The sequence below is a fragment of the Bradyrhizobium sp. 1200_D9_N1_1 genome (assembly GCF_052075915.1).
Lineage (GTDB): Bacteria > Pseudomonadota > Alphaproteobacteria > Rhizobiales > Xanthobacteraceae > Bradyrhizobium > Bradyrhizobium diazoefficiens.
Genome location: NZ_CP197226.1, coordinates 1,903,665 through 1,929,630 on the forward strand (window position 1 = coordinate 1,903,665; position 25,966 = coordinate 1,929,630).

General features: G+C 66.5%; 22 protein-coding genes. 11 read left to right on the forward strand and 11 right to left on the reverse strand.

Annotated elements, in window-relative coordinates; translation table 11 throughout:
• The 3 genes from AB5K84_RS09255 to AB5K84_RS09265 all read right to left on the reverse strand — a co-directional run bounded on the left by AB5K84_RS09255 (position 1) and on the right by AB5K84_RS09265 (position 1,255).
• The gene (locus AB5K84_RS09255; RefSeq protein ID WP_011090036.1) at positions 1-396 is read right to left on the reverse strand and encodes a GFA family protein; all 396 of its coding nucleotides are present in this window, start codon (positions 394-396) and stop codon (positions 1-3) included.
• Between the two features lies 1 nt (position 397).
• A complete protein-coding gene (locus AB5K84_RS09260; RefSeq protein ID WP_011090035.1) occupies positions 398-769 on the reverse strand; it encodes a hypothetical protein in 372 nt (123 codons plus the stop codon).
• Positions 770-877: 108 nt separating this feature from the next.
• Complete coding sequence (locus AB5K84_RS09265; protein WP_011090034.1) at positions 878-1,255, reverse strand: tautomerase family protein; 378 nt, start codon at positions 1,253-1,255, stop codon at positions 878-880.
• A gap of 166 nt (positions 1,256-1,421) precedes the next feature.
• Between AB5K84_RS09265 and AB5K84_RS09270 the strand changes: the two genes are divergently transcribed.
• Entirely contained in the window at positions 1,422-2,021 is a 600-nt protein-coding gene (locus AB5K84_RS09270) for a TetR/AcrR family transcriptional regulator (protein WP_038965445.1), read from the forward strand.
• 3 nt (positions 2,022-2,024) lie between these two features.
• Here the strand turns inward: AB5K84_RS09270 and AB5K84_RS09275 are convergent, their stop codons facing one another.
• Positions 2,025-2,498: a hypothetical protein gene (locus tag AB5K84_RS09275; protein ID WP_038965446.1), complete on the reverse strand. Its 474-nt coding sequence runs from the start codon at positions 2,496-2,498 to the stop codon at positions 2,025-2,027.
• Between the two features lie 11 nt (positions 2,499-2,509).
• Positions 2,510-3,010 (reverse strand): hypothetical protein, encoded by a 501-nt coding sequence (locus AB5K84_RS09280; RefSeq protein WP_038965447.1) that lies wholly within the window; start codon positions 3,008-3,010, stop codon positions 2,510-2,512.
• Between the two features lie 295 nt (positions 3,011-3,305).
• On the opposite strand from AB5K84_RS09280, the gene AB5K84_RS09285 reads away from it, so the two are divergent.
• From AB5K84_RS09285 to AB5K84_RS09305, 5 genes are all read left to right on the forward strand, one after another.
• Positions 3,306-4,988, forward strand: a complete 1,683-nt coding sequence (locus AB5K84_RS09285) for a methyl-accepting chemotaxis protein (RefSeq protein WP_011090030.1) — start codon at positions 3,306-3,308, stop codon at positions 4,986-4,988.
• Positions 4,989-5,000: 12 nt separating this feature from the next.
• Positions 5,001-5,672 carry an aspartate/glutamate racemase family protein gene (locus AB5K84_RS09290; protein ID WP_011090029.1) on the forward strand — a complete coding sequence of 224 codons (672 nt, stop codon included), beginning with the start codon at positions 5,001-5,003 and terminating at the stop codon, positions 5,670-5,672.
• 146 nt (positions 5,673-5,818) lie between these two features.
• A complete protein-coding gene (locus AB5K84_RS09295) occupies positions 5,819-7,540 on the forward strand; it encodes an AMP-binding protein (protein ID WP_038965448.1) in 1,722 nt (573 codons plus the stop codon).
• 12 nt (positions 7,541-7,552) lie between these two features.
• Positions 7,553-10,858 carry an acetyl-CoA carboxylase family protein gene (locus AB5K84_RS09300; protein ID WP_038965449.1) on the forward strand — a complete coding sequence of 1,102 codons (3,306 nt, stop codon included), beginning with the start codon at positions 7,553-7,555 and terminating at the stop codon, positions 10,856-10,858.
• Between the two features lie 252 nt (positions 10,859-11,110).
• A complete protein-coding gene (locus AB5K84_RS09305) occupies positions 11,111-12,979 on the forward strand; it encodes a sigma-54-dependent Fis family transcriptional regulator (RefSeq protein WP_038965450.1) in 1,869 nt (622 codons plus the stop codon).
• A gap of 184 nt (positions 12,980-13,163) precedes the next feature.
• Here AB5K84_RS09305 and AB5K84_RS09310 read toward each other — a convergent pair whose 3' ends face one another.
• Both AB5K84_RS09310 and AB5K84_RS09315 read right to left on the reverse strand, forming a co-directional pair.
• Positions 13,164-13,718: a flavin reductase family protein gene (locus AB5K84_RS09310; RefSeq protein WP_011090025.1), complete on the reverse strand. Its 555-nt coding sequence runs from the start codon at positions 13,716-13,718 to the stop codon at positions 13,164-13,166.
• Between the two features lie 57 nt (positions 13,719-13,775).
• On the reverse strand, positions 13,776-14,873 hold the full coding sequence (locus tag AB5K84_RS09315) for an LLM class flavin-dependent oxidoreductase (RefSeq protein WP_038965454.1): 1,098 nt from the start codon (positions 14,871-14,873) through the stop codon (positions 13,776-13,778).
• A 216-nt stretch (positions 14,874-15,089) separates the two neighbouring features.
• Here AB5K84_RS09315 and AB5K84_RS09320 point away from each other — a divergent pair, with 216 nt between their 5' ends.
• The 3 genes from AB5K84_RS09320 to poxB all read left to right on the forward strand — a co-directional run bounded on the left by AB5K84_RS09320 (position 15,090) and on the right by poxB (position 18,469).
• Positions 15,090-16,004, forward strand: coding sequence for a 2-dehydro-3-deoxygalactonokinase (locus AB5K84_RS09320; RefSeq protein WP_011090023.1), 915 nt, complete (start codon positions 15,090-15,092; stop codon positions 16,002-16,004).
• A gap of 15 nt (positions 16,005-16,019) precedes the next feature.
• A complete protein-coding gene (locus tag AB5K84_RS09325) occupies positions 16,020-16,652 on the forward strand; it encodes a 2-dehydro-3-deoxy-6-phosphogalactonate aldolase (RefSeq protein WP_011090022.1) in 633 nt (210 codons plus the stop codon).
• 80 nt (positions 16,653-16,732) lie between these two features.
• Positions 16,733-18,469, forward strand: coding sequence for a ubiquinone-dependent pyruvate dehydrogenase (poxB, locus tag AB5K84_RS09330; RefSeq protein ID WP_011090021.1), 1,737 nt, complete (start codon positions 16,733-16,735; stop codon positions 18,467-18,469).
• Here poxB and AB5K84_RS09335 read toward each other — a convergent pair.
• Both AB5K84_RS09335 and AB5K84_RS09340 read right to left on the reverse strand, forming a co-directional pair.
• Positions 18,466-18,831 carry a hypothetical protein gene (locus tag AB5K84_RS09335; RefSeq protein WP_028172912.1) on the reverse strand — a complete coding sequence of 122 codons (366 nt, stop codon included), beginning with the start codon at positions 18,829-18,831 and terminating at the stop codon, positions 18,466-18,468. The two genes, poxB and AB5K84_RS09335, sit on opposite strands and share 4 nt — an antisense overlap.
• 68 nt (positions 18,832-18,899) lie before the next feature.
• Complete coding sequence (locus AB5K84_RS09340; RefSeq protein WP_011090019.1) at positions 18,900-19,823, reverse strand: PaaI family thioesterase; 924 nt, start codon at positions 19,821-19,823, stop codon at positions 18,900-18,902.
• 147 nt (positions 19,824-19,970) lie between these two features.
• Between AB5K84_RS09340 and AB5K84_RS09345 the strand changes: the two genes are divergently transcribed.
• Entirely contained in the window at positions 19,971-20,288 is a 318-nt protein-coding gene (locus AB5K84_RS09345; protein WP_028172914.1) for a hypothetical protein, read from the forward strand.
• A 39-nt stretch (positions 20,289-20,327) separates the two neighbouring features.
• Here the strand turns inward: AB5K84_RS09345 and AB5K84_RS09350 are convergent, their stop codons facing one another.
• Together AB5K84_RS09350 and AB5K84_RS09355 are read right to left on the reverse strand one after the other, a co-directional pair.
• Positions 20,328-21,797 carry an amidase gene (locus AB5K84_RS09350; protein ID WP_038965463.1) on the reverse strand — a complete coding sequence of 490 codons (1,470 nt, stop codon included), beginning with the start codon at positions 21,795-21,797 and terminating at the stop codon, positions 20,328-20,330.
• Between the two features lie 128 nt (positions 21,798-21,925).
• Positions 21,926-23,038, reverse strand: coding sequence for a ring-opening amidohydrolase (locus AB5K84_RS09355; RefSeq protein WP_011090016.1), 1,113 nt, complete (start codon positions 23,036-23,038; stop codon positions 21,926-21,928).
• A gap of 297 nt (positions 23,039-23,335) precedes the next feature.
• On the opposite strand from AB5K84_RS09355, the gene AB5K84_RS09360 reads away from it, so the two are divergent.
• Complete coding sequence (locus AB5K84_RS09360; RefSeq protein ID WP_028172917.1) at positions 23,336-25,672, forward strand: Tex family protein; 2,337 nt, start codon at positions 23,336-23,338, stop codon at positions 25,670-25,672.
• Positions 25,673-25,966 lie beyond the last annotated feature (294 nt).

Sequence of the window (25,966 nt, forward strand, 5' to 3'; positions counted from 1 at the left end):
TCAATCCTCCACCGGTAATCCGTCTCCGTGGTCGTACCAATCCGCGCGGGACGTCCAATGCACGTGCCGGTCAGGTGCCGCGCCCAGCGGCTCGTCGAACGCGCCGGCATGGATGATCGCTTCGCGTCCGCTGCGCGTGAGATGCGGCATCGGGCTGCCGCAGCTCTTGCAGAACGCGGTCGCAAAGCTTCGTGCATTGGGCAGATCGAAGCGCGCGACGGATGTTTCCCCGCGCAGCCAGCGCAGCGCCGCCGCCTTCACGATCACCTCGCAGGCATGCGCGGTCCCGGTCGCTTTGCGGCAGCGCGAGCAGTGGCAGTTGAGGAAGCGATCGAACGGACCCTCGACCTCGAACGCGACCTCGCCGCACAGGCAGCTTCCGCGGAACGCAGCCATCTCACTCCCCCTCCGGCTCGGCCGGTTTCTCGGCCGCCTCTTCGGCATGAACCGGCGGGGCGCCGTGCGCGCCGCGCAGCCGGATCATCGTGTCGATCACGTCCACGTCGATCTTCAGCATGTCGAGATCGCGCGTCATCTCGCGTACCTCCTGGCCCTTGCGCGCCAGCTCCTCGGAAACGTCCACCGCCATCTTGCGCTCGGTCACATTGCCCTGCGTGTTGACGAACAGCTTTGCGCGCATCCATTCGAGCCGCGCCCGCTGGGTGTCGCGCTCGAACTTCTTCTCCGCGTAGCGGCGCCGCGCCTCTGCGTAGGCGCCGACCAGCGCGGTTTCAGGCAGGCTCCACAATTGCTCGACCGACATGGTCATGCGGCTCAGGTCCCGGGTTCGGCTCGGCGGAGGTTTCCTCCGCCGCCTATCAGACCCTTCCGGCCGGCAATTCTCAAGGGGGCGCGGGCAACTCCGCGCCCGGCAAGTTCACGCGAACTGTGCGAGGCCGTGGCCGACCGACCAGTTCTCCCCGGGGGCATCGAGCACGTTCACGAACACGTCCTCGGGCCGGATGCCCGGGTTCTCGCCGAGCAGCTCCGCGATCCGCCGGTACAGCGCTTTCTTCTGCTCAGGGGTGCGCGAGGCGAACACGGTGATCTGGATCAGCACAGCGTCCTCGCTTCGCTCGACGCCGTAGGCATTGCCGCAGCGGAAGTTCGCGGGGTCATGCTCGCTGATTGTCATGAACTCGTCGCCCTCGGGCACGTTCAGCGCCTCGCGCATGGCGCGGTAGAGACCGTCGAGGATCGCCTGCCGGTAGGCGTCGGGCTTTCCGGCGCGCATCGAGATGTGAAGAAGAGGCATGAGCTGGTCCCTTTGCATGCGGGCCGACCGGCCAGGGCGCACGGTGCGCGCCGGCGGTCCGGCTCATTGACGAAACGGGCTATCAATCCCAATTGGTTTTTGACACCATGTCGAGAAAACACGTTCTTGACATCGTGTCAAATACTTTCAGGCCGAGGATCGACATTTGAGACCGCGCGAGTTCGACCACGACGACGTCCTGCGCATTGCGTTCGACCAGTTCTGGCGCAAGGGCGTGCGCGGCACCTCGCTGTCCGACATCGCGCGCGACGCCGGCGTCCAGCGCGGCAGCCTCTACAATGCCTTCGGCAGCAAGGAGGCGCTGTTCCTGCAGGCCTATGAGCGCTACGCGGGCGATTACCTCCTCGCCCTGCAAAAGGCGCTCGGTGCCGGCAGTTTGCGCAAACGCCTCACCGCGTTCTTCGACCTGACCATCGTGAATTTCCGCTCGGGCTCGCCACCGCGCGGATGTCCGACCACGCGCGGCCTGATGGAGCTCGGTGCGGTCGAAGGCGAGGGGCTCGACGAGGACGCGCGCCAGGCCTTTGCGAACCTCATCTCGCGCATCACCGCTTTGGTTCAGGACACATTGTCGGCAGGCGCGAAACGCGGCGAGTTCAACGGCAATCCCGCGGTCGCAGCGCTCCACATCATCACGGTGACGCGCGGCCTCGCCGTGCTCGAACGGGCCTTCGGCGACGACGCGCAGCTGCGCAAGATCGCGTCCCACACTATCGATCTCGTGCTCGGCAAGGCCGGAGGTTAGGCGTCAGCAGCAGGCAAGCGCGTTGACCGCCCGCGTTGTCGCATCCTCTTTCCCGGAGCCGACGAACCCGCAGACGATTGTCTCGAGTTCACCAGGCTGCTTGCTGCGGGCGGCCGACAGCAGTCGCATCAACTCCGCCTCGTCCTTCGAGAGGCGCCGGCACGACGGCGGCATGAAGCACAGCTCGCATGGCCGGCCGCTGCGCAGGATCCTGACGAGCGCAGCCGCTCGCGCGACCAGCAGCGGGCTGTCGGCAATGCCGGGCGCCTCGTCGGCGAAGCGATAGGCCGCCTCCCAGCAATCGGACGCGCCGGTCGCATAGGCAGCGCCAATGAAGCGGAACAGCGAAAGCGCGACGCGGCAGAATTGATCGTAGCCTTCGACGCCGGGACGGGTCGCAAGCGCGGCTTGAAGCGGGCAGAGCCGCGACTGGCCGGCTTCCGGGTCAGGCACGGAATTGCTCGCAGCCTCCATCATGAACGATCTCATCAATGCAACGTGGGACTGCCCACAAGCCAGCTCTTCATCACCATTGTCCGGTCCTGGTCAAAAGGCTCGACATGCCGGTCAGGCAGAATGAGGCCGGCCATGCGGAAGATGGTCGCAAGTCCCCGGACCGGCGCCAGCGCCCAATCCGCGCCCACCGGCGGCAGCCAGCACTCGAACTGCGCGCGCGCGACATCGTCGCGCTCCTTCTGCGCGGCGGCGATCGCCCGCAGGATTCCGTGCTCGCTCTCCGATATGCGCGGACAGGTGGGGCAATGCACTTCGATCGCCGTATGCGCCGTGCAGGCAAAGATCTCGATGATCGATTCCAGCGACGGCACGGCATCGCCGACGCGGAAATGGTCGTACACCTGCTGGATGTCGGCCGCGGTCGGAACGGCGCTTCCGCTGCGCGCCTTGGCGCGAAATCCCCAGATGAAGAGTCGCTCGGCTGCGGTCAGTGCGGGAAGGTCGATGGGCTTGGCGTATGTCGATTGATGCATTGAGCCTGTGGCCTTGGGCTGGGCGCACGCCGCGTCTGGCGCTGACGATCTGCGTTGATCGTTCCGTCAGAGCCTGTCGCAAGTCAACGCGTCGAGGGCCGATATCGAGGTCTTCTAGATTTGAAGCGTTCGGATCTCGAATGCGGCCGGCCCCGCAAACCTGCCGGGCCGCATACGGCATGCCGCCGAGCGCCCACTCGATTTTGCGGGGATTTGGGGAACCCGAATGCTTAAAGCTTTGCTAAGGGGAGCGGGATAAACTGGCATATCAGCCCTTCCAATTTTGCGAGCCCCGATGATTTTCTCCCGCATCAGTTTCAAGCTGGTCCTGATTGTCGGCATCAGCCTCCTCGGCATGATCGCGCTGGCGCCGATCGCGCTTTCGACCCTGCGCACGCAGATGGTCGCCGATCGCCAGGCCAAGACGCAGCACATGGTGGACGTCGGCTACGGCATCCTGGCGCACTATCAGAAGCTCGAGAGCGACGGAAAACTCCCGCGCGAGCAGGCGCAGGCTGCCGCCATGGCGGAGATCAAGAGCCTGCGCTACGACAAGGTCGAGTATTTCTGGATCAACGACATGACCCCCAGGATGGTCATGCACCCGATCAAGCCCGAACTCGACGGCAAGGACCTCTCGGGGATGAAGGACCCCGCCGGCAACGCGCTGTTCATGGGCTTCGTTGACGTCGTCAGCAAGCAGGGCGCCGGCTTCTACAGCTATCTCTGGCCGAAGCCCGGCTTCGACCAGCCGGTCGGGAAGGTCTCCTATGTGAAGGGCTTTGCGCCCTGGGGCTGGATCATCGGCACCGGCATCTATCTCGACGACGTCGATGCCGTGTTCCGCCAGAACGCGACGACGTTCGCGCTGGTGTGTCTTGTCGTGCTCGTGCTGGTGCTCGGTGCCTCCTTCGTGATCGGCCGCAGCGTCACGAAGCCGTTGGCAGGAATTACGGCGCTGACCGAACGCCTCGCCGCCGGCGACAGTGCGTTCGACGTGCCCTACACCGATCGGCGCGATGAGGTCGGCGGGCTCGCCAACGCGCTCGCCGTGTTCAAGGACAATGCGTCGGCCGTGGGCCGGATGCATGCCGAGCAGCAGGAGGCGAAGCAGCGAGCCGACGACGAGAAGCGCAGGACGATGGCCGATCTCGCCGGCAAGTTCGAGGCGAGTGTCCAGGCCGTGGTCCGCGACGTGTTCGATGAGGCGCGCGCGATGCAGCAGGCCGCGCAAGGCATGTCGGAGACCGCGAACAAGGCGACCGATCGCGCCAGCTTCGTGGCAACGGCCTGCCAGCAGGCGTCGAGCAACGTGCAGACGGTGGCCTCCGCCGCCGGCCAGCTGTCGTCCTCGATCACCGAGATCAGCCAGCGCGTCGCGCAGGCCGCGACGGTGGCCGACAAGGCGGCCGCCGACGGCCAGCGCACCAACGATACGGTGCAGGGGCTTGCCGCCGCCGCGCACAAGATCGGCGAGGTCATCGACCTCATCAACCAGATCGCCTCGCAGACCAATCTGCTCGCGCTCAACGCCACCATCGAGGCGGCGCGTGCGGGCGAATCGGGCAGGGGGTTTGCGGTGGTCGCGAGTGAGGTGAAGTCGCTGGCGAGCCAGACCGCGAAGGCGACCGACGAGATCGGCGCGCAGATCACCGCGATCCAGGCCGAGACCAATCAGGTCGTCGGCAACATCGAGAGCATTCGCGCCACCATCATGGAGGTCAACGAGATTTCCTCGTCGATCGCAGCCGCCGTCGAGGAGCAGGGCGCCGCGACGCAGGCCATCGCGCACAGCGTGCAGGAGGCGGCGTCCGGCACCGATCAGGTCTCGCAAAACATCTCCGGCGTGACCGATGCGACCGCCGAGACCGGCCAGGCCGCCGGCCTCGTGCTGCAATCCAGCGGCCGGCTGACGCAGAAACTGCAATCGCTCGAGAACGAGGTCAGCGCCTTCGTTGCCGGCGTGCGGGCGGCCTAGTATAGCGGTGGGATGGACCAAAACCCTGATCGGCGTGCGCGCATCCTCCTGATCAATCCGAACAGTCTCGAGGCGACCACCGCGATGATGGTGGCCATCGCGAAGTCGGCCGCCGTGGCCGGTTTCGACATCGTCGGCGCCACGGCAACGCGCGCGCCGTCGATGATCGTGTCGGCGGAGGCGCTGGAGGCGGCCGCCGCCGAGGTCGAGGAGATCGCGCGGACGCATCGAGCTTCCCCGGACGGCATCATCGTTGCAGCGTTCGGCGATCCCGGTCTCGCCGGAATCAGGGCTGCGATGAAGCTGCCTGCGGTCGGCATCGGCGAGTCGTCGATGCTGGAGGCCGCCGCAGGAGGCCGCCGCTTCGGTGTGGCGACCACGACACCGCTGCTCAAGTCGAAGATCGACGCGTTGCCGGAGGCGCTGGGGCTGCGATCGCGCTACACCGGCACGCGCTTTGCCGAAGGCGATCCGCAAGAGCTGATGCGCGATCCGGCGCAGCTGCGCGCAGCCCTCGCCGGCGCGGTCGAGGCCTGCATCGCGAAGGACGGGGCGGAAGCTGTCATCATCGGCGGCGGGCCGCTGGGGGAAGCCGCGTGCGAGCTTCAGCCGATGTTCACTGTCCCTGTCGTCGCGCCGATCCCATCGGCCGTGAGGCGGATCATTCGCCTCGTCGCGGCGTAACGCCCGCTTTTTCCGCGCCGCGGCATCGGCCGTGATGCGGAAAACTGTTTTCCTTGACATGAAGTCTGCCGTGCTCGACGTGTAACGATGTCGATTGACGGCACGTGCGTGCCTTATGAAAAGAAAAGCAACACGGGGAAGACGTCATGAGCGCGGCCCTCAACGAGAAGGACTACCTCGCCACCTTGCGCGGGTTGTGGGACAAGGCGTGGCCGAAGGGCCTGCCGCGTTCGCCGAACTATCTGCACGGCGAAGCTCCTTTGACGGAATATCTGCGCGCCTGGGCGAGGCGGAGCCCGGAGCGTCCGGCGGTGATCTTCTACGGGCACGTCACCACCTACGCCGATCTCGACCGGCAGAGCGACCGCTTCGCGGCACTGTTGCAGGCCAAGGGCGTGCGCAAGGGCGATCGCGTCGCCGTCTTCCTGCCGAACTGCCCGCAATTTCACATCGTGTTCTTCGGCATCCTGAAGCTCGGCGCGGTCCATGTCCCCGTCAGCCCGCTGTCGCGCGCGTTCGAGCTGTCCTACGAGCTCAACGATACCCAGGCCGACGTAATCGTGGCACTGGACCAGCTCATCCCCGTCGTCGAGCAGGTGAGGGGCGAGGTGCGGCTGCGCGAGATCATCGTCACCAGCTTTGCCGATGTCCTGCCGGCGGCGCCTGCGTTTCCCACGCCGGAATCGATCCGCGCGCCGCGCATCGCGGCCGCAGGCGCGACCGATCTGTTGCCGGCGCTTGCCGCGATGCCCGCGCCGTCGCCGCTGCCGCCGCCCGGCCTCGATGAGGTCGCTGCGCTCAACTACACCGGCGGCACCACCGGCATGCCCAAGGGCTGCGTTCACACCCATCGCGACATGGTCTATACCGCCGCCGCCAATTACGGCATCTCGGTCCTGTCGGACGAGAGCAGCGTGTTCCTGTCGTTCTTTCCGGAGTTCTGGATTGCCGGTGAGAACTTTGGCTTGATCTTTCCGCTGTTTTCCGGCGCGACGCTGGTTCTGCTGGCGCGCTGGGATGCCGTCGGCGCGATGGCCGCGATCGACAAGTACAAGGTTACGATCACCGCGATGCCGGTCGACGGAGCGGTGGAGCTGATGGACCATCCGCGCTGGAGCGAGTTCGACCTGTCGTCCTTGAAGCAGGTGCGCGTCGTCTCCTTCGTCAAGAAGCTCAACGCCGACTATCGCAGGCGCTGGAAGGACCTCACCGGCACGATCCTGATGGAGGCGGCCTGGGGCATGACCGAGACCCACACCTCCAACACCTTCACATCAGGCTTCCAGGACGACGATTTCGATCTGAACAACCAGCCGATCTTCGTCGGCCTGCCGGTCCCCGGCGCCGAGTTCAAGATCACCGATTTCGAGACCGGCGCGCTGCTGCCGCTCGGTGCGGAAGGCGAGATCCGGGTGCGGACGCCGTCGCTGCTCAAGAGCTACTGGAACAAGCCGGAGGCGACCGCGGAGTCGCTCGTCGATGGCTGGCTGCGCACCGGCGACATCGGCAGCATCGACAAGGACGGCTTCCTGCACTTCCTCGGCCGCCGCAAGGAGATGCTGAAGGTCAAGGGCATGAGCGTCTTCCCGCCGGAGATCGAGGCGCTGCTGGGTCAGCATCCGAAGGTGCTGGGCTCGGGCGTGGTCGGACGCGACGATCCCGACAAGGGGCAGGTGCCGGTGGCCTATATCCAGCTCAAGCCGGAGGCGGTCGGTACCATCTCGGCAGAGAGCCTGCGTGCCTGGTGCGCCGAGCGCATGGCCGTCTACAAGGTCCCGGAGATTCGCATCATCGAAGCTCTGCCCCTGACGGCGACGGGCAAGGTGAAGAAGCAGGACCTCGATCCAAATCTGCCCGCCGCAGTCTGAGTGAGAGACATCATGTCGTTCAAGAAACTCCTGATAGCCAATCGCGGCGAGATCGCCATCCGCATCGCGCGCGCGGCGGCCGATGCCGGCATCGCGACGGTAGCGATCCACCCTGCAGACGACGCGCTGTCGCTGCATGTGCGTGTCGCCGACGAGGCGCTCGAGATCCCCGGCCGCGGCGCGCGGGCCTATCTCGACATCGAGGCCGTGGTGACGGCGGCGAAGGGCGCCGGCTGCGATGCCGTGCATCCCGGCTACGGTTTTCTGAGCGAGAATGCCGCGTTCGCCAAGGCCTGTGGCGAGCAGGGGATCACCTTTGTCGGGCCAAAGGTGACAGCGCTCGAACTGTTTGGCGACAAGGTCGCGGCACGGCAACTGGCCAAACGCTGCGGCGTGCCGATCATCGCCGGCACCAGCGGGCCTTCGTCGCTCGAGGAGATCACGGCGTTCTTCACGTCGCTTGGCGGCAACGCGGCGATCGTGATCAAGGCGATGGCCGGCGGCGGTGGCCGCGGCATGCGCGTGGTCGAGAATGCGGCCGATCTGGCGGAAGCCTATGCGCGCTGCCAGTCCGAGGCCAAGGCGGCATTCGGCTTCGACGGCGTCTATGCCGAGCGGCTGATCCGCCAGGCGCGTCATATCGAGGTGCAGATCATCGGCGACCGTCATGGTGCGGTCTCTCATCTCTGGGAGCGCGAATGCACCATCCAGCGCCGGCACCAGAAGCTGGTCGAGGTGGCGCCGAGCCCGTCGCTGAGCGGGCCCTTGCGCGGCCGCATCATCGAGGCGGCGAGGCAACTCGCGACCGCCGCGGCTTACGACAATCTCGGTACCTTCGAGTTCCTGGTCGACGGCACGGCGGAGGATAGCTTTGCCTTCATCGAGGCCAATCCGCGGCTCCAGGTCGAGCACACCGTGACGGAAGCGGTGCTGGGCCTCGACCTCGTCCGCGCCCAGCTCGCGGTCGCAGCAGGCAGCACGCTGGACTCGCTCGACCTTGCGCAGGGATCGATCCCGAAGCCGCGCGGCTACGCCATGCAGCTCCGCGTCAACATGGAGACGCTGGACGAGACTGGCGCGACGCATCCGACCGGCGGCGTGCTCGCCTTGTTCGAGCCGCCGTCGGGGCCCGGCGTCCGTGTCGATAGTTTTGGCTATGCGGGCTACAAGACCAGCGCGGCCTTCGATTCGCTGCTCGCAAAAGTCATCGTGCATACGCCGGGCGAGGCCTGGCATGACGTGGTCGCCAAGGCTTCGCGCGCCCTGCGCGAATTCCGGATCGATGGCGTCGTCACCAACATCGCCTTTCTCCAGGCGGTGCTCGCGCATCCCGATTTCAGGACCAACCGCATCGCGACCGATTTCATCGATCGCAACATCGCGAAACTGGTCGAGGCGGCCGATGGCGCAGCCAAGCCGCTCTACTTCGCCCCGACTGAGCGAGGCGGCGGTCACGGCATGGAGACGCACATTACGCAGGCCGTGCCCGAAGGCGCGGTGATGGTGGCGGCACCCCTGCAGGGAACCATCGTCACCATTCAGGTGAAGGAAGGCGAGGTCGTGCGCCCCGGCCAGCAGCTTGCCGTGATCGAGTCCATGAAGATGGAGCATCTCGTCATGGCCGAGCAGGGCGGCCGGGTCACGAAGCTCGTCGCCGGAGACGGCGCCACTTTGATGCACGGCGAACCGATCCTGTATCTGGAGCCGCTCGACGTCGCGGCCGACGCGTCGGCGGCGGAAGCCGATGTCGACCTCGACCACATCCGTCCTGATCTCGCCGAGCTGATCGCGCGCCAGGCCAACACGCTCGATGCGAACCGGCCGGCCTCGGTCGAGCGCCGTCGCAACACCGACCAGCGCACCGCCCGCGAGAATGTCGCGCAGCTCGTCGACGACGGCTCGTTCATGGAGTACGGCAGCCTCGCGATCGCGGCCCAGCGCCGCCGGCGCAAGCTCGACGACCTCATCCAGAACACGCCGGCCGACGGCCTCGTCATGGGCGTTGCGACCGTTAACGCCGAGAGGTTCGGCCCGGAGGGCGCGCGCTGCATCGTCGTGGCCTATGACTACACCGTGCTCGCGGGCACGCAGGGCCACATGAACCACAAGAAGATCGACCGCATGCTGACGCTGGCGGAAGACTGGCGCGTGCCGCTGGTGTTCTACGCCGAGGGCGGCGGCGGCCGGCCCGGCGATACCGACCGGCTCGGCATGACCGGGCTCGACGGCCCGTCCTTCGTGCAGTTCGCAAGGCTCTCCGGCCTCGTGCCCGTCATCGGCGTCGTCTCCGGCTATTGCTTTGCCGGCAATGCCGCGATGCTCGGTTGCTGCGACGTCATCATCGCCACCAAGAATGCCTCGATCGGCATGGGCGGCCCAGCGATGATCGAGGGCGGCGGGCTCGGCGTCTACCATCCGGCCGAGGTCGGCCCGGTCTCGTTCCAGTCGCCGAACGGCGTCATCGACATCCTCGTCGAGGACGAGGAGGAGGCGACGCGCGTCGCGCAAAAATACCTGTCCTATTTCCAGGGCGCGGTGACCGACTGGCAGGCCGCCGACCAGCGTCTGCTCCGCCGCGCCATTCCGGAGAACCGCCTGCGCGTCTACGACATCCGCAGCGTGATCGATCTCGTCGCGGACAGGGACAGCGTGCTGGAGCTGCGCCGCGACTACGGCGTCGGCATGATCACCGCGCTGATCCGCATCGAGGGCAAGCCGTTCGGCCTGATCGCCAACAACCCGCGCCATCTCGGCGGCGCGATCGATGCCGATGCCGGCGACAAGGCCGCGCGCTTTCTCCAGCTCTGCGACGCGTTCGATCTGCCGATCGTCTCGCTCTGCGACACGCCCGGCTTCATGGTCGGCCCGGAAGCCGAGAAGACCGCGATCGTGCGGCACGTCTCGCGCATGTTCGTGACCGGCGCGAGCCTCACCGTGCCGCTGTTCGGCATCGTGCTGCGCAAGGGCTACGGCCTCGGCGCACAGTCGATGATCGGCGGCGGCTTCCACGCCTCGTTCTTCACTGCGGCGTGGCCCACCGGCGAGTTCGGCGGCATGGGCCTCGAGGGCTATGTCCGCCTCGGCTTCCGCAAGGAGATGGAGGCGATCGCCGACCCCGAAGAGCGCGAGACCTATTACCGCAACAAGGTCGCCGAGCTCTATGCCAACGGCAAGGCGGTCTCGATCGCGTCCGTGTTCGAGATCGACAACGTCATCGACCCCGCCGAGACGCGGCGCTGGATCATGGCGGGGCTTAGGTCGGTGCCGAAGCCGCCCGCGCGGACGGAGAAGAAGAGGCCCTGCATCGATACCTGGTGAGCGCAGTGCAGCAATCTTGATGATGCCGTCATTCCGGGGCGCGCGCAGCGCGAACTATGGTGTGCAATTGCACACCTGAGAATCTCGAGATTCCGGGTTCGATGCTCCGGGCCGCGCTTGCGCGGTCCCATCGCATCGCCCCGGAATGACGTCTAGAGACCGTGTGCCATCTCCCCCGTTCCCGGTTCCCGATTGACATCCCCGCCCGTGCTGCCAGACTTTGCACAATAATACAGGGTGGAGACGTCCGCGATGGCCAGCCTTTCGGCCTCGAACCATGTCGCCCGCGTCTTGTCCGTCGCCAATCATGTGGCCGACGTCGATGCCTCTTCGCGGATCGCCAATTCGTGGCGGCGCTGCCTGATCAGCCACAAGCTCGATCCCGCCCGTCAGGGCCCGCCGCAAACACTCACCGAGGCCGAGATCCGGCATGTCGCCGAGCCGATGGAGGAGACGATCCGGCTCGCGACGCCCGAGCTCGACGATCTCGCCGGCGTGCTGCGCGATGCCGGCTACTGTGTGAATCTGGCCGATGTGAACGCGACCATGCTGTTCAGCCGGCTGCCGGGCGAAGCAGATGCGAAGATGTTTCTGGACTGGAAGATCTACACCGGCTCGAATTTCGCCGAGACGTTTGAGGGCACCAACGGGCTCGGCACCGCGCTGGCCGAGCAGAAGCCGATCCTGGTGCATCGCGACGAGCATTTTCGCGCGCAGTGGCACATGTTCTCCTGCGCCGTGGCGCCGCTGTTCGACCAGGCCGGCCGGCTCGCCGGTGCCATCAACATCACCTCCTGCCGCGAGGATCTCGAACGCGCCGCGCATCAGCTCGCGCTCGCGGTGACGATGGAGGCGACGCGGCGGATGGAGGGTGCGATCTTCCGCGGCCATTTCCGCAACGCCTGGATCGCGACGGTGCCGGGTGACGGCGGCAGCGGCCTGCTCGCCTATGACGACGACCGCCGTATCGTCGGCGCCTGCCGTTCCGCGCGTGCGCTGCTCGGCCTCACCGACGGCATGATCGCATCGGGCATCGATCTGTCGCGTTACGTCAAGTTCGATCATCACGCCGCGCGCAGTGCGGACGATGTTGTCGAGCTGCGCCGCGCCGACGGCAGTCCGTTGGGCGAGGGCCATGTCGCCCCGCCGCTGCGCGCCAAATCCTTCACGGGTCCACACGCTCCGCGCCGCGATGCGACGATCGACCGTTTTGATGACCTGCATCGGCTCGCCGGCCGCGATCCCGGCCTGATGCGAAGCGTGAAGCGGCTCCGAAGCATCGGCGATCGCAATCTGCCGGTGCTGCTGCATGGCGAGACCGGCGTCGGAAAGGACGTGTTCGCCCGCGCCATTCACGCGGCGAGCAACCGTGCCCGCAACCATTATGTTGCGCTGAACTGCGCGGCGATGCCGGAGAGCCTGATCGACGCCGAGCTGTTCGGCTATGAAGCCGGCGCCTTCACCGGCGCGCGGCGCGAGGGCTCAAAGGGCCTGATCGTGCAGGCCGACGGCGGCACGCTGTTCCTCGACGAGATCGGCGACATGCCGATCGCGCTGCAGACGCGTCTCTTGCGCGTGCTGGAAAACCGCGAGGTCTGGCCGCTCGGCGCGCTCAAGCCGGTGCCGGTCGACATCCGCCTGATCAGCGCCACCCATCGCGATCTCGGCCGCATGGCGGAGGAGGGCGCCTTCCGCGCCGATCTCTATTTTCGTCTCCGCGGCATGGAGGTGAAGCTGCCGAGCTTGCGCGAGCGCGCCGACCGCGACGACATCATTCGCCAGATCGCGCGCGAGGAAGCGCCGAATTGCCGCCTCTCGGACGAGGCCTGGGCGCTGCTGTCGGCCTATCCGTATCCCGGCAACATGCGCCAGCTCCGCCATGTGCTGCGGCTTGCCGGCTGCACGGCGGAGAACGGTGTCGTCACCGATGCCGATCTCGATCTGCCGCTGTTCGGCGGCCGTGCGGCGGAGCCGGACCTCGCGGCGGCCGAGCGCGCGACGATCGTCGAGGCGCTGCGCAAGCATGGCGGTCGTGTGACCGAGGCGGCGCGTGCGCTGAAGCTCAGCCGCGCGACGCTGTATCGCAAGATCAAGCACCTGAAGATCGAGACCGCGCAGTAGCGCTTTCGGTTGGAGATGAACGAGGAGCGAGCCGCGGGCTTTCGCCTCTCCCCGCGTGCGGGGAGAGGCCGACGCGCGAAGCGCGGCGGGTGAGGGGGACTCTCCGCGAGTCCAACTGTCACCATCCTCGGAGAGACTCCCCCTCTCCCCGCAAGCGGGGCGAGGGAGCGCACCGCCGCCGCCCTTACGAAAAATCCGTCCAGCTCAGATGCCTTGAATCGAGGTCGCCGACTGAAACGGTGCCGCGGATTTCGTGGGGTACGTGGAAGCTGCTGCGCAGATAGACCAGCGGCGCGGCCCCGTCGGAATGCGACACCCCGCGGACTTCGCCGACGAAGATCGAATGCGTCTTCGTTTCGAATTCCTGCGCCAGCTCGCAATCGAACGCGGCCACCGCGTCGGTCAGCACGGGTGCGCCGGTGGCCCCGCGTGTCCACTGCCCGAACGCAAAGCGGTCGTCACCGTTGACGCCCTTCTGGCCGCTGAAGGTGAGTGCCAGCAGCGCGTGGTCCTCGTGCAGGAAGTTGATTGCGAAGGCGCCTTCCTCGCGGATCCGCGTATGTGCGCTGGCGTTGCGGTTGACGCAGACGATCAGCGACGGTGGATTGTCCGACAGTGAGCAGGCCGAGGTGACCGTGAGCCCGGTGCGCTTGCCGTGCTCGGCACCGACCGTGACCAGCGCGACGGCACCGGCGCATTGGCGCATCGCCTGCTTGAAATCCTTTGCGTCCACGCTCACGCGGAGATCTCCGAAACGGGTGCGGATGCGGCACGATCGCGCCGCATCCGCGTCGGGTCAAGCCGCCTTCTTCGCGGAGCCGAGATGCTTCAGGCGCGGCATCACCTCGCTGCTGAGCAGCGAGAGCGAGTGGTGCCAGGCCTCTGCCTTGTGCTTGTAGTCGAAGCCGAACACCAGCAGCACGCCGAAGCCGCCGACCTCGTCGTAGATCTTCTCGATCTTCTCGGCGACGGTCGCGGGCGAGCCGACGATCCAGTTCCGCTTGGCGCAATATTCGACGGTGACGTCGCTGTCGGGCACGTCGGGCGCGTGCTTCAAATAGTCCTTGAAGCCGAAATGGCCGAGCAGGGGCAGGAAGTACTCGTGCATCATCCGGCCCATCATGTCGCCGGTGGAGAGCTTCCAGGCCTCTTCGTCGGTGTCGGCAACGAAGACCTCGCGCACCAGCCGCCAGTCCTGCCGGTTCGGCTTGCGCCCGGTCTTGGCCGCGCCAATCTCGACCGAGTCCCAATGGCTGCCGACATAGGCCGGGTTGAGGTTAAGGCTCATCGGGATGAAGCCGCGTTCGCCGGCGAGCTTCAGCGTGTCCGAGTTCTTCGACAGACCGGCAACGCCGATTGGCGGATGCGGCGCCTGCAACGGCTTGATGTGAGGCTTGAGGAAGTCGAACATCGTGTCCGGCTTGGTCACCGTCCAGAATTTGCCCTTGTAGGTCCAGGGCGCGGGATCGGTCCACATCTTCAGGATGATCTCCAGCGCTTCGCGGGTCATGTCGCGGTTCTGCCCGCTCATGCCGTCGACGTTGAACATCGCCCAGTCGCTCGGCAGGCCGCTAGCCGCGACACCGAAATTGAGCCGGCCTTCGGACATGTGGTCGAGCATCGCGACGCGGTTGGCGAGCTCGGCCGGATGGTGATAGGGCAGCAGGAAGCCGCCCGGCCCGATGCGCAAGCGCTTGGTCTGCATCAAGGCCTGGGCGATCAGGAGATCCGGCGTGGGATTGGGTTCCCAGGGCGCGGTGTGGTGCTCGCCGACCCAGGCCTCTTGATAGCCGAGCTCGTCGAGCCAGCGCATGACTTGCAGGTCCCAGTCGTTTCCTTCCTTCAGGCCGCACTCCGGCGGGTGCGAAGGCATCGTGAAATAGCCGATTTCCATGGGTTTTCTCTCCACAATTGACGCGTCTTGGTGCGCGGTTCACGGATGTGAGTGGGGATGCATGAGCAAGCGGTGTGCCAGCGCGGCAGCGTCTCAGACCTGCGATAAAACGCTGGTTTGCGGCGGCAATAGCCGATATCCCGGGGCGAATTTGCCTGCCGTCGTCTCATTGTCGCGAGACGGCGTCTTGCCGGTGAGACGAGGACGAGAACCGAGATGAGCGAACCCGCCTATGTCGCGGTGGACTGGGGCACCAGCAGCTTCCGCCTGTGGCTGGTCGATCGGGCCGGCCAGGTCCTGGCCGAACGCCGCAGTGGCGAGGGCATGCTGGCCGCGGCCAAGACCGGATTTGCCGGTGTGCTGCAATCGCATCTTTCCGCCGTCGAAGCACCGGATCATCTGCCCGTTCTCGTCTGCGGTATGGCCGGCGCCAAAACCGGCTGGGTCGAGGCCGGCTATGTCGACACGCCGGCACCGCTCACCTCCATCCTGAAGCAGGCCGTGCGGGTGCCGGGTGAGGCGCGCGACATCCGCATCCTGCCCGGCATCGCGCAGCGCGACGCAGGCGCGCCGGACGTGATGCGCGGCGAGGAGACGCAGTTGCTCGGCGCGCTCGGCCTTAAGGCCGCCGGCGAAGCGCTGGTCTGCATGCCCGGCACGCATTCGAAATGGGTGCGGGTGAAGGACGGCACGGTCGAGCATTTCTCCACCTTCATGACCGGCGAGCTGTTCAGTGTGATCTCGCGCGAGACGATTCTGTCACTCGCGGTCGCAGGCGCCGATGACGCCGAGGATGTTGCAAGCTTCAAGGCGGCGGTGAAAGCCGCGTTCGAAGCGCCGGCGTTCGCCGCCAACCTGCTCTTCGGTGCGCGGTCGCGGCAGTTGCTGTTCGGCGGCACGCCGGCCGCCGCGCGCGAGACGCTGTCGGGCACCTTGATCGGCGCCGAGCTGGCGGCGGGTCTCTCTGGCAATGTTCCCAAGACCGGCATCACGTTGGTTGCGTCGGGGCGGCTGGCGACGCTGTATCAGCTGGCTTTCGATGAGCTGTCGGTGACCCCGCGGCTGGTTGATGCGGATGAAGCCGTTCGCCACGGCCTGTCGATGGCGGCGGCGGCGATCTGGACGAGTTAAGAAGGATTTCCTGAGATGAGTGTTCCCTTTCCGTCGATGAAGCGTCCGCTGGTCGCGATCCTGCGCGGCGTCAAGCCGGAGGAGGCCGAGTCCATCGTCAGCGTGCTGATCGAGGCCGGCATGACCGCGATCGAAATTCCGCTGAATTCGCCCGATCCGTTCCGCTCGATCGCCACCGCTGCGAAGCTCGCGCCGGCCGCCGTGCTGATCGGCGCCGGCACGGTGCTGACCACCGCAGATGTCGATCGTCTCAATGACGTCGGCGGCAAGCTGATGGTCTCGCCGAATGTGGATACGCAGGTGCTCGCGCGTGCGCATCAATACGCCATGGTGACGTTGCCGGGGGTGTTTTCGCCGACCGAGGCGCTGCTTGCCGCGCGCTCTGGCGCATCGGGCCTGAAATTCTTTCCGGCGAGCGTGCTCGGCGCATCCGGTATCGCCGCGATTCGCGCGGTGCTGCCGGCCGGCGTGATGATCGCTGCCGTCGGCGGTGTCTCCGACCAGAATTTTGCGGAGTATATCAAGGGCGGCGTCACCGCATTCGGGCTTGGCTCCAGCCTCTACAAGCCCGGCATGTCGGCGGCCGATGTCGCAGCGCGCGCAAAGCAGACGATCGCGGCCTACGATCGGGCGATTGTGAAAGACTGAAGCTGCAATAAACCAGCCGTGATCCCGTCACGGCCGCGCTTTATCCTATCTTGCTGAATCAGCGAGATCAGGAGACCGACATGGCGATCAACAACGTGGCCGATCTGTTCGTGGCAACGCTCGAACAGGCCGGCGTCAAGCGGATCTACGGCATCGTCGGCGACAGCCTGAATGCTTTTACCGAGGCGCTGCGGCGTCGCGGCACCATCGAATGGATCCACGTCCGGCATGAGGAGGTTGCGGCGTTCGCAGCCGCCGGCGAAGCCGAGATGACCGGAAGCCTTGCGGTCTGCGCAGGTTCCTGCGGCCCGGGCAATCTGCATCTGATCAACGGCCTGTTCGACGCGCATCGCAGCCGCGTCCCCGTGCTGGCGATCGCGGCGCAGATTCCGTCGGCCGAAATCGGCGGCGGCTACTTTCAGGAAACCCATCCCCAAAACCTGTTCCGGGAATGCAGCCATTATTGCGAGCTGGTCTCGGATGCGAGCCAGCTGCCTTTCGTGATCGAGAACGCCATTCGTGCGGCCGTGGGCCTGCGCGGCGTCGCCGTCATCGCCATGCCCGGCGACGTCGCGTTCCGCGATCCGCCGAGGCGCGCGCTGTCGACGGCGCGGGGGCTCGCGCTGTCGGCGCCGAAAGTCGTGCCTGAGGCCAATGAGCTGAAGGCGCTCGCGGACCTCCTGAACGGCGCCGAGCGCATCACCCTGTTCTGCGGCCGTGGCTGCGCCGGCGCGCATGCGCCGTTGATGCAGCTTGCGGAGGCCTTGAAGAGCCCGATCGTGCATGCGCTCGGCGGCAAGGAGCACGTCGAATACGAAAATCCCTACGATGTCGGCATGACCGGGTTCATCGGCTTCTCCTCGGGCTATGCCGCCATGCACGCCTGCGACGCGCTGGTGATGCTCGGCACCGATTTCCCCTACAAGCAGTTCTTCCCGACCGGTTGCCAGATCGCGCAGATCGACATCCGCCCGGAAAATCTCGGCCGACGCTGCAAGATCGACCTCGGCCTCATCGGCGACGTCAAGCTGACCATCGAGGCGCTGCTGCCGCTGCTGAAGACCAAGACCCAGCGCAAGCATCTCGACGATGCCGTCGCGCATTACAAGAAGGCGCGCGAGGGGCTGGACTCGCTCGCCAGGGGCACCCCCGGCAGCAAGCCGATCCATCCGCAATATCTCGCCAAGGTCGTCAGCGACCATGCGTCCGAGGATGCCGTGTTCACCGCCGATGTCGGCACACCCACGGTGTGGGCGGCGCGCTATCTCGAGATGAACGGCCGCCGCCGGCTGATCGGCTCCTTCGTGCACGGCTCGATGGCCAATGCGATGCCGCAGGCGATCGGGGCGCAGGCCTCGCAGCCCGGCCGCCAGGTGATCTCGCTGTCGGGCGACGGGGGCTTCACGATGTTGATGGGCGATCTGATCACGCTGACGCAGATGAAGCTGCCGGTGAAGGTCGTCGTCTTCAACAACGGCGTGCTCGGCTTCGTTGCGCTGGAGATGAAGGCCGCCGGCTTCGTCGACACCAATGTCGACCTGCAAAACCCCGATTTCGCGGCGATGGCGCGCGCGATGGGGATCTTCGCGAAGCGCGTCGAGGACCCCGGCGAGCTTCCGGGCGCGGTGAAGGAGATGCTGGCCCACAACGGGCCCGCGCTGCTCGACGTCGTCACCGCCAAGCAGGAGCTGTCGATGCCGCCGACCATCACGACCGAGCAGATCAAGGGTTTCAGCCTCTGGGTGCTGCGTGCGGTGATGAACGGCCGCGGCGACGAGGTGCTCGATCTTGCGAAGACGAACCTGCTGCCGCGTTAGCTGCGCTTCGCCGACGGCACATGCAACCGCTCGTGGCGGCGCTGGAAGCGCTGCCAGTGCAGTACGCTGCCGATCAGCAGGGCCGGCACGAAGCCGAGCACGATCAGGAAATGCGGCAGCTCCTTCGGCGAGATGAAGGCGATGGCGATGTCCGAGATCAGCCACAGCGCTGCGAACATCACCGCGAAATCCGTGCGCGGGCAGCGCAGATAGTAGAACACGGCGGTGATGACCACGGCAGGCCCGATCGCGATGGCGATCAGCACCGCGGTCAGCTCCTTCGGCGTCACCGCGTCGAGCACCATCGACGCCAGCAGCCACATGGCGGCGAACATGGCGATGATGTCGATCGGATGCCGCAACCCAATACCTCTCACGGGGAACGCGCTATCGTTGTGGTTCCAGGCCCCCGCCGTCAAGTAAAATAGGCCTATTCCTCGTCGTTTCCAGGCGTCGGCCGCAGCATGAAATGGCCGAAGGCAGTGGCGATCGGCTTGTCCGCATCGTCCTGCCAGGCGCGCGCCTCGAAGGCGACGATGCGCCGGCCCTGCTTGACGATCGAGACATTGGCAAAGCTGTCGAGCGCGCGGCCGGAGCGCAAGTAGTTGATGGTCAGCCCGATCGGCTTGGGCGGCGCGGCGGCGCCGAGCTCGCGTGCGACCCCGATGATCGCCGTGGTCTCGAGGAAGGCGCCGGTCATGCCGCCATGGATCGCGGGCAGGATCGGATTGCCGATGATCTTTGGCGAGAACGGCATGGTCAGCGTGCCGTCGTCGTTGACGCGGATGCCGAGGCAGCGCGCGAACGGGCTGCGGGCGAACGGGCCATCCGGATCCTCCGGCGCCTCCAGGGTCGGGATGCTGCGCGAATCCATCCTGCGGTCGGCGAGCATGTTGGTGCGGTTGGCGCCGATCATGAAGCAGGCCGTTGCGGTTGCGACCGGATCGTCCTCGGACTCCTGATACGCGGTGGAGCGTACGAAGGCGATCGAGCGCGTGGTGCGGTAGCAGACCGAATGCGCCTTGATGTCGAGGCCCGGCGTCGCCGGCTTCTGATAGTCGATACGCAGGTCGAGGGTTGCGATCGCGCGCGTGCCGTCGAGCGCGAGCTGCACGGCCATGCCGCAGCTCTCGTCCAGCATCGCGGTGACGACGCCGCCATGCAGCACCCCGGTCTCGGTGTCGCCGACGAAGACGGGACGGTAGGGCAGGCTGGACCAGGCCTCGGCGGGTGCGAAGCGGTCGAGCTGGAGCCCGCTGATATGGCCGTAGTCGGAGCGGCGGCCCTTGATGGCCTCGGCCAGTTCCTCGAACGGGAGCGTGGCAGGTAGGCCGGACGTCGATGAGCTGGACATGGCGATGTTCTAGACCAGTGCCGGGCGCCGCGCAAAACCCCGAATGCGGGTCGCACGGTAGGCCTGCGGTCGGTTGGGCCTCGACAGGGCGGTCCGAAGCGCCGATGGTGAGCGCTTCGTTCGTTCGACTAGCCGCAAGGAGCGCTTATGGCCGACCCCGAAACACCCGGCACCAATCAGGGGCCCGTCACCATTTCGAGCTCGAGCTCCGAGCGGGCGCCGATCATCTATTTCGACGGCGCGTCCTGCTTCGGCCATCACAACGGCGCGATCCAGGTCGAGCTCGCCGCGAACCTCTTGATGCCGGTCGGAGCCGCGGTCAGGGTCGAAGTGGTCCAGACCGCGCACCTGCGTTGCAGCGTGGCCGCCGCGCTGGCCTTGCGCGAAGCGCTCGACAAGGCGCTCGCGATGTACAAGCAGGGGCAGCAGCAGCCGACGGAGGAGATCCCGGCGATGAAGAATTGAGGCGGCAGCGCGATCGCATGTCATTGCGACCGCAGCTCCTCAGCTCACATGCACCTTCGGCTTTCTGCCGCCGTTCCACTTGCCGTCGAGCGCGCGCTCGATCTGGGCGGCGAGTTGCAGCAGCAGGCCGTCATTGGCCTGCTTGGCGATCGCCTGGATGCCGAGCGGCAGGTCGTGGTCCTGGGTTGCCATCGGCATCGAGATCGCCGGCATGCCGCAGAGATTGGCGAGCGGGGTGAAGGCGAAAAAGCGCCAGAGATTGCCGAACCAGTCGAGCACGTCAGGATTGTCGGAGATGGTGAGATATTCCCTGGTGCCGACTTTCGGCGTCGGCAGCGCCGTGATCGGCGTCAGGATCACGTCCCACTGCTCGAAGAACGCGCCGAAACCGCGTGACGTCGTGTTGAACACGCCTTGCATCTTCGCCCGCTCGGCGAAGCTGGTGTGCCGGCCGGCTTCCCAGATCCTGATGTTCATCGGCTCGATGAGATCTTCCGGCGGCTTGTCCAGCCCGCGCGCGGCCAGCATGTTCGAGATCACCACCGCAAAATTCGAGATGTAGCACATCGTCTGCGCCTCGAACGCCGCACGGAAGTCGAGCTCGGGCAGTGCGTAGTCGACATGGTGCCCGAGGCCTTCGAGGAAGCGGCCGGTCTTCTCCAGCTCGGCGGCGATCTCCGGCGTCGCGGTGTAATCGCCCCACGTGTGCGACAGCGCGATGCGGAGCTTGCCCGGATCGCGCTTGATCATCTCGGAATAGGGCTGCGCCGTGGTCCAGAACGGCATGAACTCGCCGGGCGCAGGCCCGCGCGCGTGATCGACGAAGGCGGCGGTGTCGCGCACCGAGCGCGACTGGCAGCCCTGGATCGAGACGAGCCCGGTGAGGTCGGACATGTGCGGGGCCAGCGAGAACACGCCGCGCGAGACCTTCAGCCCGATATTACCGTTGACGCCGGCGGGAATGCGGATCGAGCCGCCGCCGTCGGTCGCATGCGCGATCGGCACCACGCCGGCGGCAACCATCGCCGCGCTGCCCGCGGACGAGCCGCAGGTGGTGTAGTCGGTGTTCCAGGGATTGCGCGTGACGTAGACGGCCGGATTGTCGGCCGAGCTGCAGACGCCGAATTCCGGTGTCGTGGTGCGCCCGATCAGGTTCAGTCCGGCCTGGCGGAATTTGCCGGTCAGGAAGGTGTCGGCGCTCGCGCGATTGCCGCGCATCAGCAGCGAACCCATCTCCTGGAGCCGGCCCTTCATGGTCGGCCCGAGATCCTTCATCAGGAAGGGCAGGCCGGCGAACGGGCCGGCGAGGTTGGCGCCGTCCTTGGCCGGATCGGCGATCACGTCCTCGAACAGCTCGACCACGCCCGACAGCGCCGGATTGACCTTGGCGACGGCAGCAGCGGCCTGGCGGGCCAATTCCTTCGGCGTCAGCTCGCCCTTGCGGACGCGCGCCGCCAGCCCCACGCCATCGTGCTGCGCCCACTCGTTCCAGCTCATCGGCAAAGTCATGAAATTCAAATCCTCTAGATGCGGCGGTCCTTCCTTTCGCATGGACCCTGCGTGAATCAACTGAGCCGGCGCGAAGGGCAGGGTTGCATGGGGCGGAGAGGTCGCACGACCTTAGGAGGCCGGCCGTCTCAATCCGATAGTCGCGCGATCACCGCAACCGGCCCGCCGCCCGCCGGGCCCTGATGTTCGGCGCCGCCGGACACGTAGACTGCGCCGGTGCCGGCAAGGCCCGCGATCAGGCCGCCGACCGCGGCGCGGGCGTGGCGCGTCGAGCTGATGTCGGTGTCCTCCAGCATGGTGTGGCGAAAGCCGCGCACGCTGCCATCGGGCGAGGCCTCCGCCTTGGCGAAGATGTTGACGAGCTCGCGCCCGGCTTCCGCTTGCGGTGCGACGCCAAGCCCGACGCACTTCAGCGCCGACGTCACGGCGGCGGCGTCGATCGCATCGTTCATCACGGCGTGGCCGATCTCGAACTCGCTGGCCGATGCCGCCGAATTTCCGAGCACGATGACGACGTTGTGCATCAGCTCGATTCCGGCCGAGGTGGATGCCACCTTCGAGAACAGATCGTAGCGGCGCAGCACGTCCCCGTCGCTGATGTCCGAGCCGGTCTCGCCGAGCGCGACCGCAACGCCGAGCGCGGAGGCGCCGCGCGAATAGGCCATCGAACCGTAGGCGCTGGTCGTCGCCGTCTTGTTGCCGCGTGCACTTGCGGCCTCGACGCGATCGCTGGTGAGCAGCGGGCACTTGATCTGCACGAAATGGACGTCGGCGGGGTCGGCGATCCCGGCGTCCGCCATCGCGGCCTTCACGGCCGCGGCCGTCTCCGCGATCTGCGCGGCGCGTCCGAGCTCCTCCGGCAGGAAGTCCCGCGTGTGCGCCATGCCGATGCTCAGGCGCTTGCCCGACAAGCCCGCCGGCCGCCGCTCGACCTCGCGGCGCGTGAACACCGTGATATGCGGGCTGAGCACGCCTTCGGTGCCGCCGGACATCACGAAGGCAATGCGCTGCTCGACCTCCTCGGGGGACAAGCCGAGCTGTGGCGCCAGAGCCGTGCACAGCGCGGCAACGGCATATTCCCGGGTAAAGTCGTTGACACCGCCATTGCCCTCGGTCTTGCCGAGAACGGCGAGGATCGATTTGGGATCGATCGCGCCGGAGCCGATCATGGCCATGAGGCCGGAGACGTCGCCGGGGCCCTTGGTGACGATCTTGAAGACGCCGACCGATGTCGTCCGCATTGCAGTCCTCGTGTGGAGTTCGGTGGTCCGGCGGTGCAAACAGCCGTGGAACGGAGGCGCCTGTCAATCCCCGTCGTCGTCCTGGCTTTCGCCAGGACGACAAGAGGATAGAGTCTTCATACCAACCGCGCCCGCCGCATCCCCACGATTGTGGCGAGATCGCATCGGTTCAACAAAAAAATCGTCTGTCGACGGTTGCGCGCGGCACCTTGATGAATCAACCTGGGTTGGTCCATAAGCGGCGTCCCGCGACCGGATTTCGGTTTGCGTCGCGTGCTTGGAGAGAGGGATTCTCGCGTGGCAAATATCAACCAGAAAATTGCGCAGGAGCTTGGAGTTCGGGCCGAGCAGGTCGAGGCAGCGGTGACGCTGCTCGACGGCGGCGCCACGGTTCCCTTCATCGCCCGCTACCGCAAGGAAGCGACCGGTGCGCTCGACGACGCGCAATTGCGCACCCTGGAGGAGCGCCTGGGCTACCTGCGCGAGCTCGAAGACCGCCGCAAGGCGATCCTCGAATCGATCCGCGAGCAGGGCAAACTCGATGCCGCCCTCGAAGCCACGATCATGGCCGCCGACAGCAAGGCGCGCCTGGAAGACATCTATCTGCCGTTCAAGCCGAAGCGCCGCACCAAGGCTGAGATCGCCAAGGAAGCCGGCCTCGAGCCGCTCGCCAATCAGCTGATGGCGGAGCCCGGCAACGATCCCAAGGTCGTGGCGGAAAGCTTCATCAACGCCGAGAAGGGCGTGGCTGACGCCGCCGCCGCACTCGACGGCGCCCGCGCCATCCTGGTCGAGCGATTTGACGAAGACGCCGATCTGATCGGCGCGCTGCGCGAGGAGATGTGGACCAATGCGCGCATGGCCTCCAAGGTGCGCGATGGCAAGAAGACCGAGGGCGAAAAGTTCGCCGACTATTTTGAATTCTCCGAGCCGCTGACCAGGCTGCCGTCGCACCGCATCCTGGCGATGTTCCGCGGCGAGAAGGAAGAAATCCTCGACCTGCAGATTCAGGCCGAAGCCGAGGCGCCGCCGCCGGGCGTGCCCAGCGCCTACGAATTGAAGATCATGAAGCGGTTCGGCATCGCCGACCTCAAGCGCGCCGGCGACCGCTGGCTGATCGACACGGTGCGCTGGGCCTGGCGCACCAAGATCCAGGTGCATCTCAACATCGACCTGCGCATGCGGCTGTGGAACGCGGCCGAGACCGAGGCCGTGCGCGTGTTCGCGTCCAATTTGCGCGACCTGCTGCTAGCCGCGCCCGCCGGCACCCGCGTCACCATGGGGCTCGATCCCGGCTACCGGACCGGCGTCAAGGTCGCCGTCACCGACGCGACCGGCAAGGTCGTCGATACCGCCGTGATCTATCCGCACGAGCCGCAGCGGCAATGGAACGAGTCGCTCGCAATCCTCGGCAAGCTTGCCCTGAAGCACCGTGTCGAGCTGATCGCGATCGGCAACGGCACGGCCTCGCGCGAGACCGACAAGCTCGCAGGCGATCTCGTCAAGGGCCTGGCCGAGCTGAAGATGAACAAGATCGTGGTGTCGGAAGCCGGCGCGTCGGTCTATTCGGCCTCGGCCTTCGCCTCGGAGGAACTGCCCGGTCTCGACGTCACCCTGCGCGGCGCGGTCTCGATCGCGCGGCGCCTCCAGGATCCGCTTGCCGAACTCGTCAAGATCGAGCCGAAGGCGATCGGCGTCGGCCAGTATCAGCACGACCTCGGCCAGGCCAAGCTCGCCAAGTCGCTCGACGCCGTGGTCGAAGATTGCGTGAACGCCGTCGGCGTCGACGTCAACACCGCCTCGGCGCCGCTGCTCGCCCGCGTGTCGGGCGTGGGCTCGGGCCTTGCGCAGAGCATCGTGGCACATCGTGACGCCAACGGCCCGTTCAAGTCGCGCAAGTCGCTCAAGGACGTGCCGCGCCTCGGGCCGAAGGCGTTCGAGCAGTGCGCGGGCTTTTTGCGCATTCTCGGCGGTGAGGATCCGCTCGATGCGTCCGGCGTGCATCCGGAAGCCTATCCGGTGGTGCGCCGGATTCTCGCGGCCACCAAGAGCGACATCAAGGCGCTGATCGGCAGCAGCGAGATCGTGCGCACGCTGAAGCCGAAGGATTTCGTCGACGAGACCTTCGGTCTGCCGACCGTCACCGACATCCTGCGCGAGCTCGAAAAGCCCGGCCGCGACCCCCGTCCGGCGTTCAAGGCCGCTGTGTTCAAGGAGGGTGTCGAGGAGATCAAGCACCTCCAGAAGGGCATGATCCTCGAGGGTACCGTGACCAACGTCGCCGCGTTCGGCGCTTTCGTCGACATCGGCGTCCACCAGGACGGCCTCGTGCACATCTCGGCGATGTCGAAGACCTTCATCAAGGACCCGCGCGAGGTGGTGAAGCCCGGCGACATCGTCAAGGTGAAGGTGCTGGACTTCGAGGTCGCCCGCAAGCGCATCTCGCTGACGCTGCGGCTCGACGACGAGGTCGGCGCCAAGAAGGACGCCCCCGGCATGCAGCGCGACAATGGCTCGCGCAATGCAGCCCGCATGACCTCGTCGGCGCCGCGCAAGCAGGAATCCTCCGGCGGCGGCGCCCTCGCCGAAGCCCTGCGCCGCGCCGCCGAGAAGAGCGGCGGCAAGCGCGTGTGATCTCCAACCTCTCCCCGCTCTTCTGCGGGGAGAGGTCGGAATTCGCGCGCAGCGCGGATTCCGGGTGAGGCGCAGCGCACTATGTTGCCAAGATGGCGGCCCATCCGACTCCGATGTGAGTGCGCGACGAAAGCTTGGCCAACAGTCCGCATCGCATTCTTGGAGATAGCCCTCACCCCACCCTCCCCGTAAGAACGGGGCGAGGGAACGAGAGAGTTGGGCCTCCCTAACACCCGCGTCAGAATCTGGCGCATTTGTAAGTTGAAGGTGAGGGCGCATTCTCCTCATCTGATC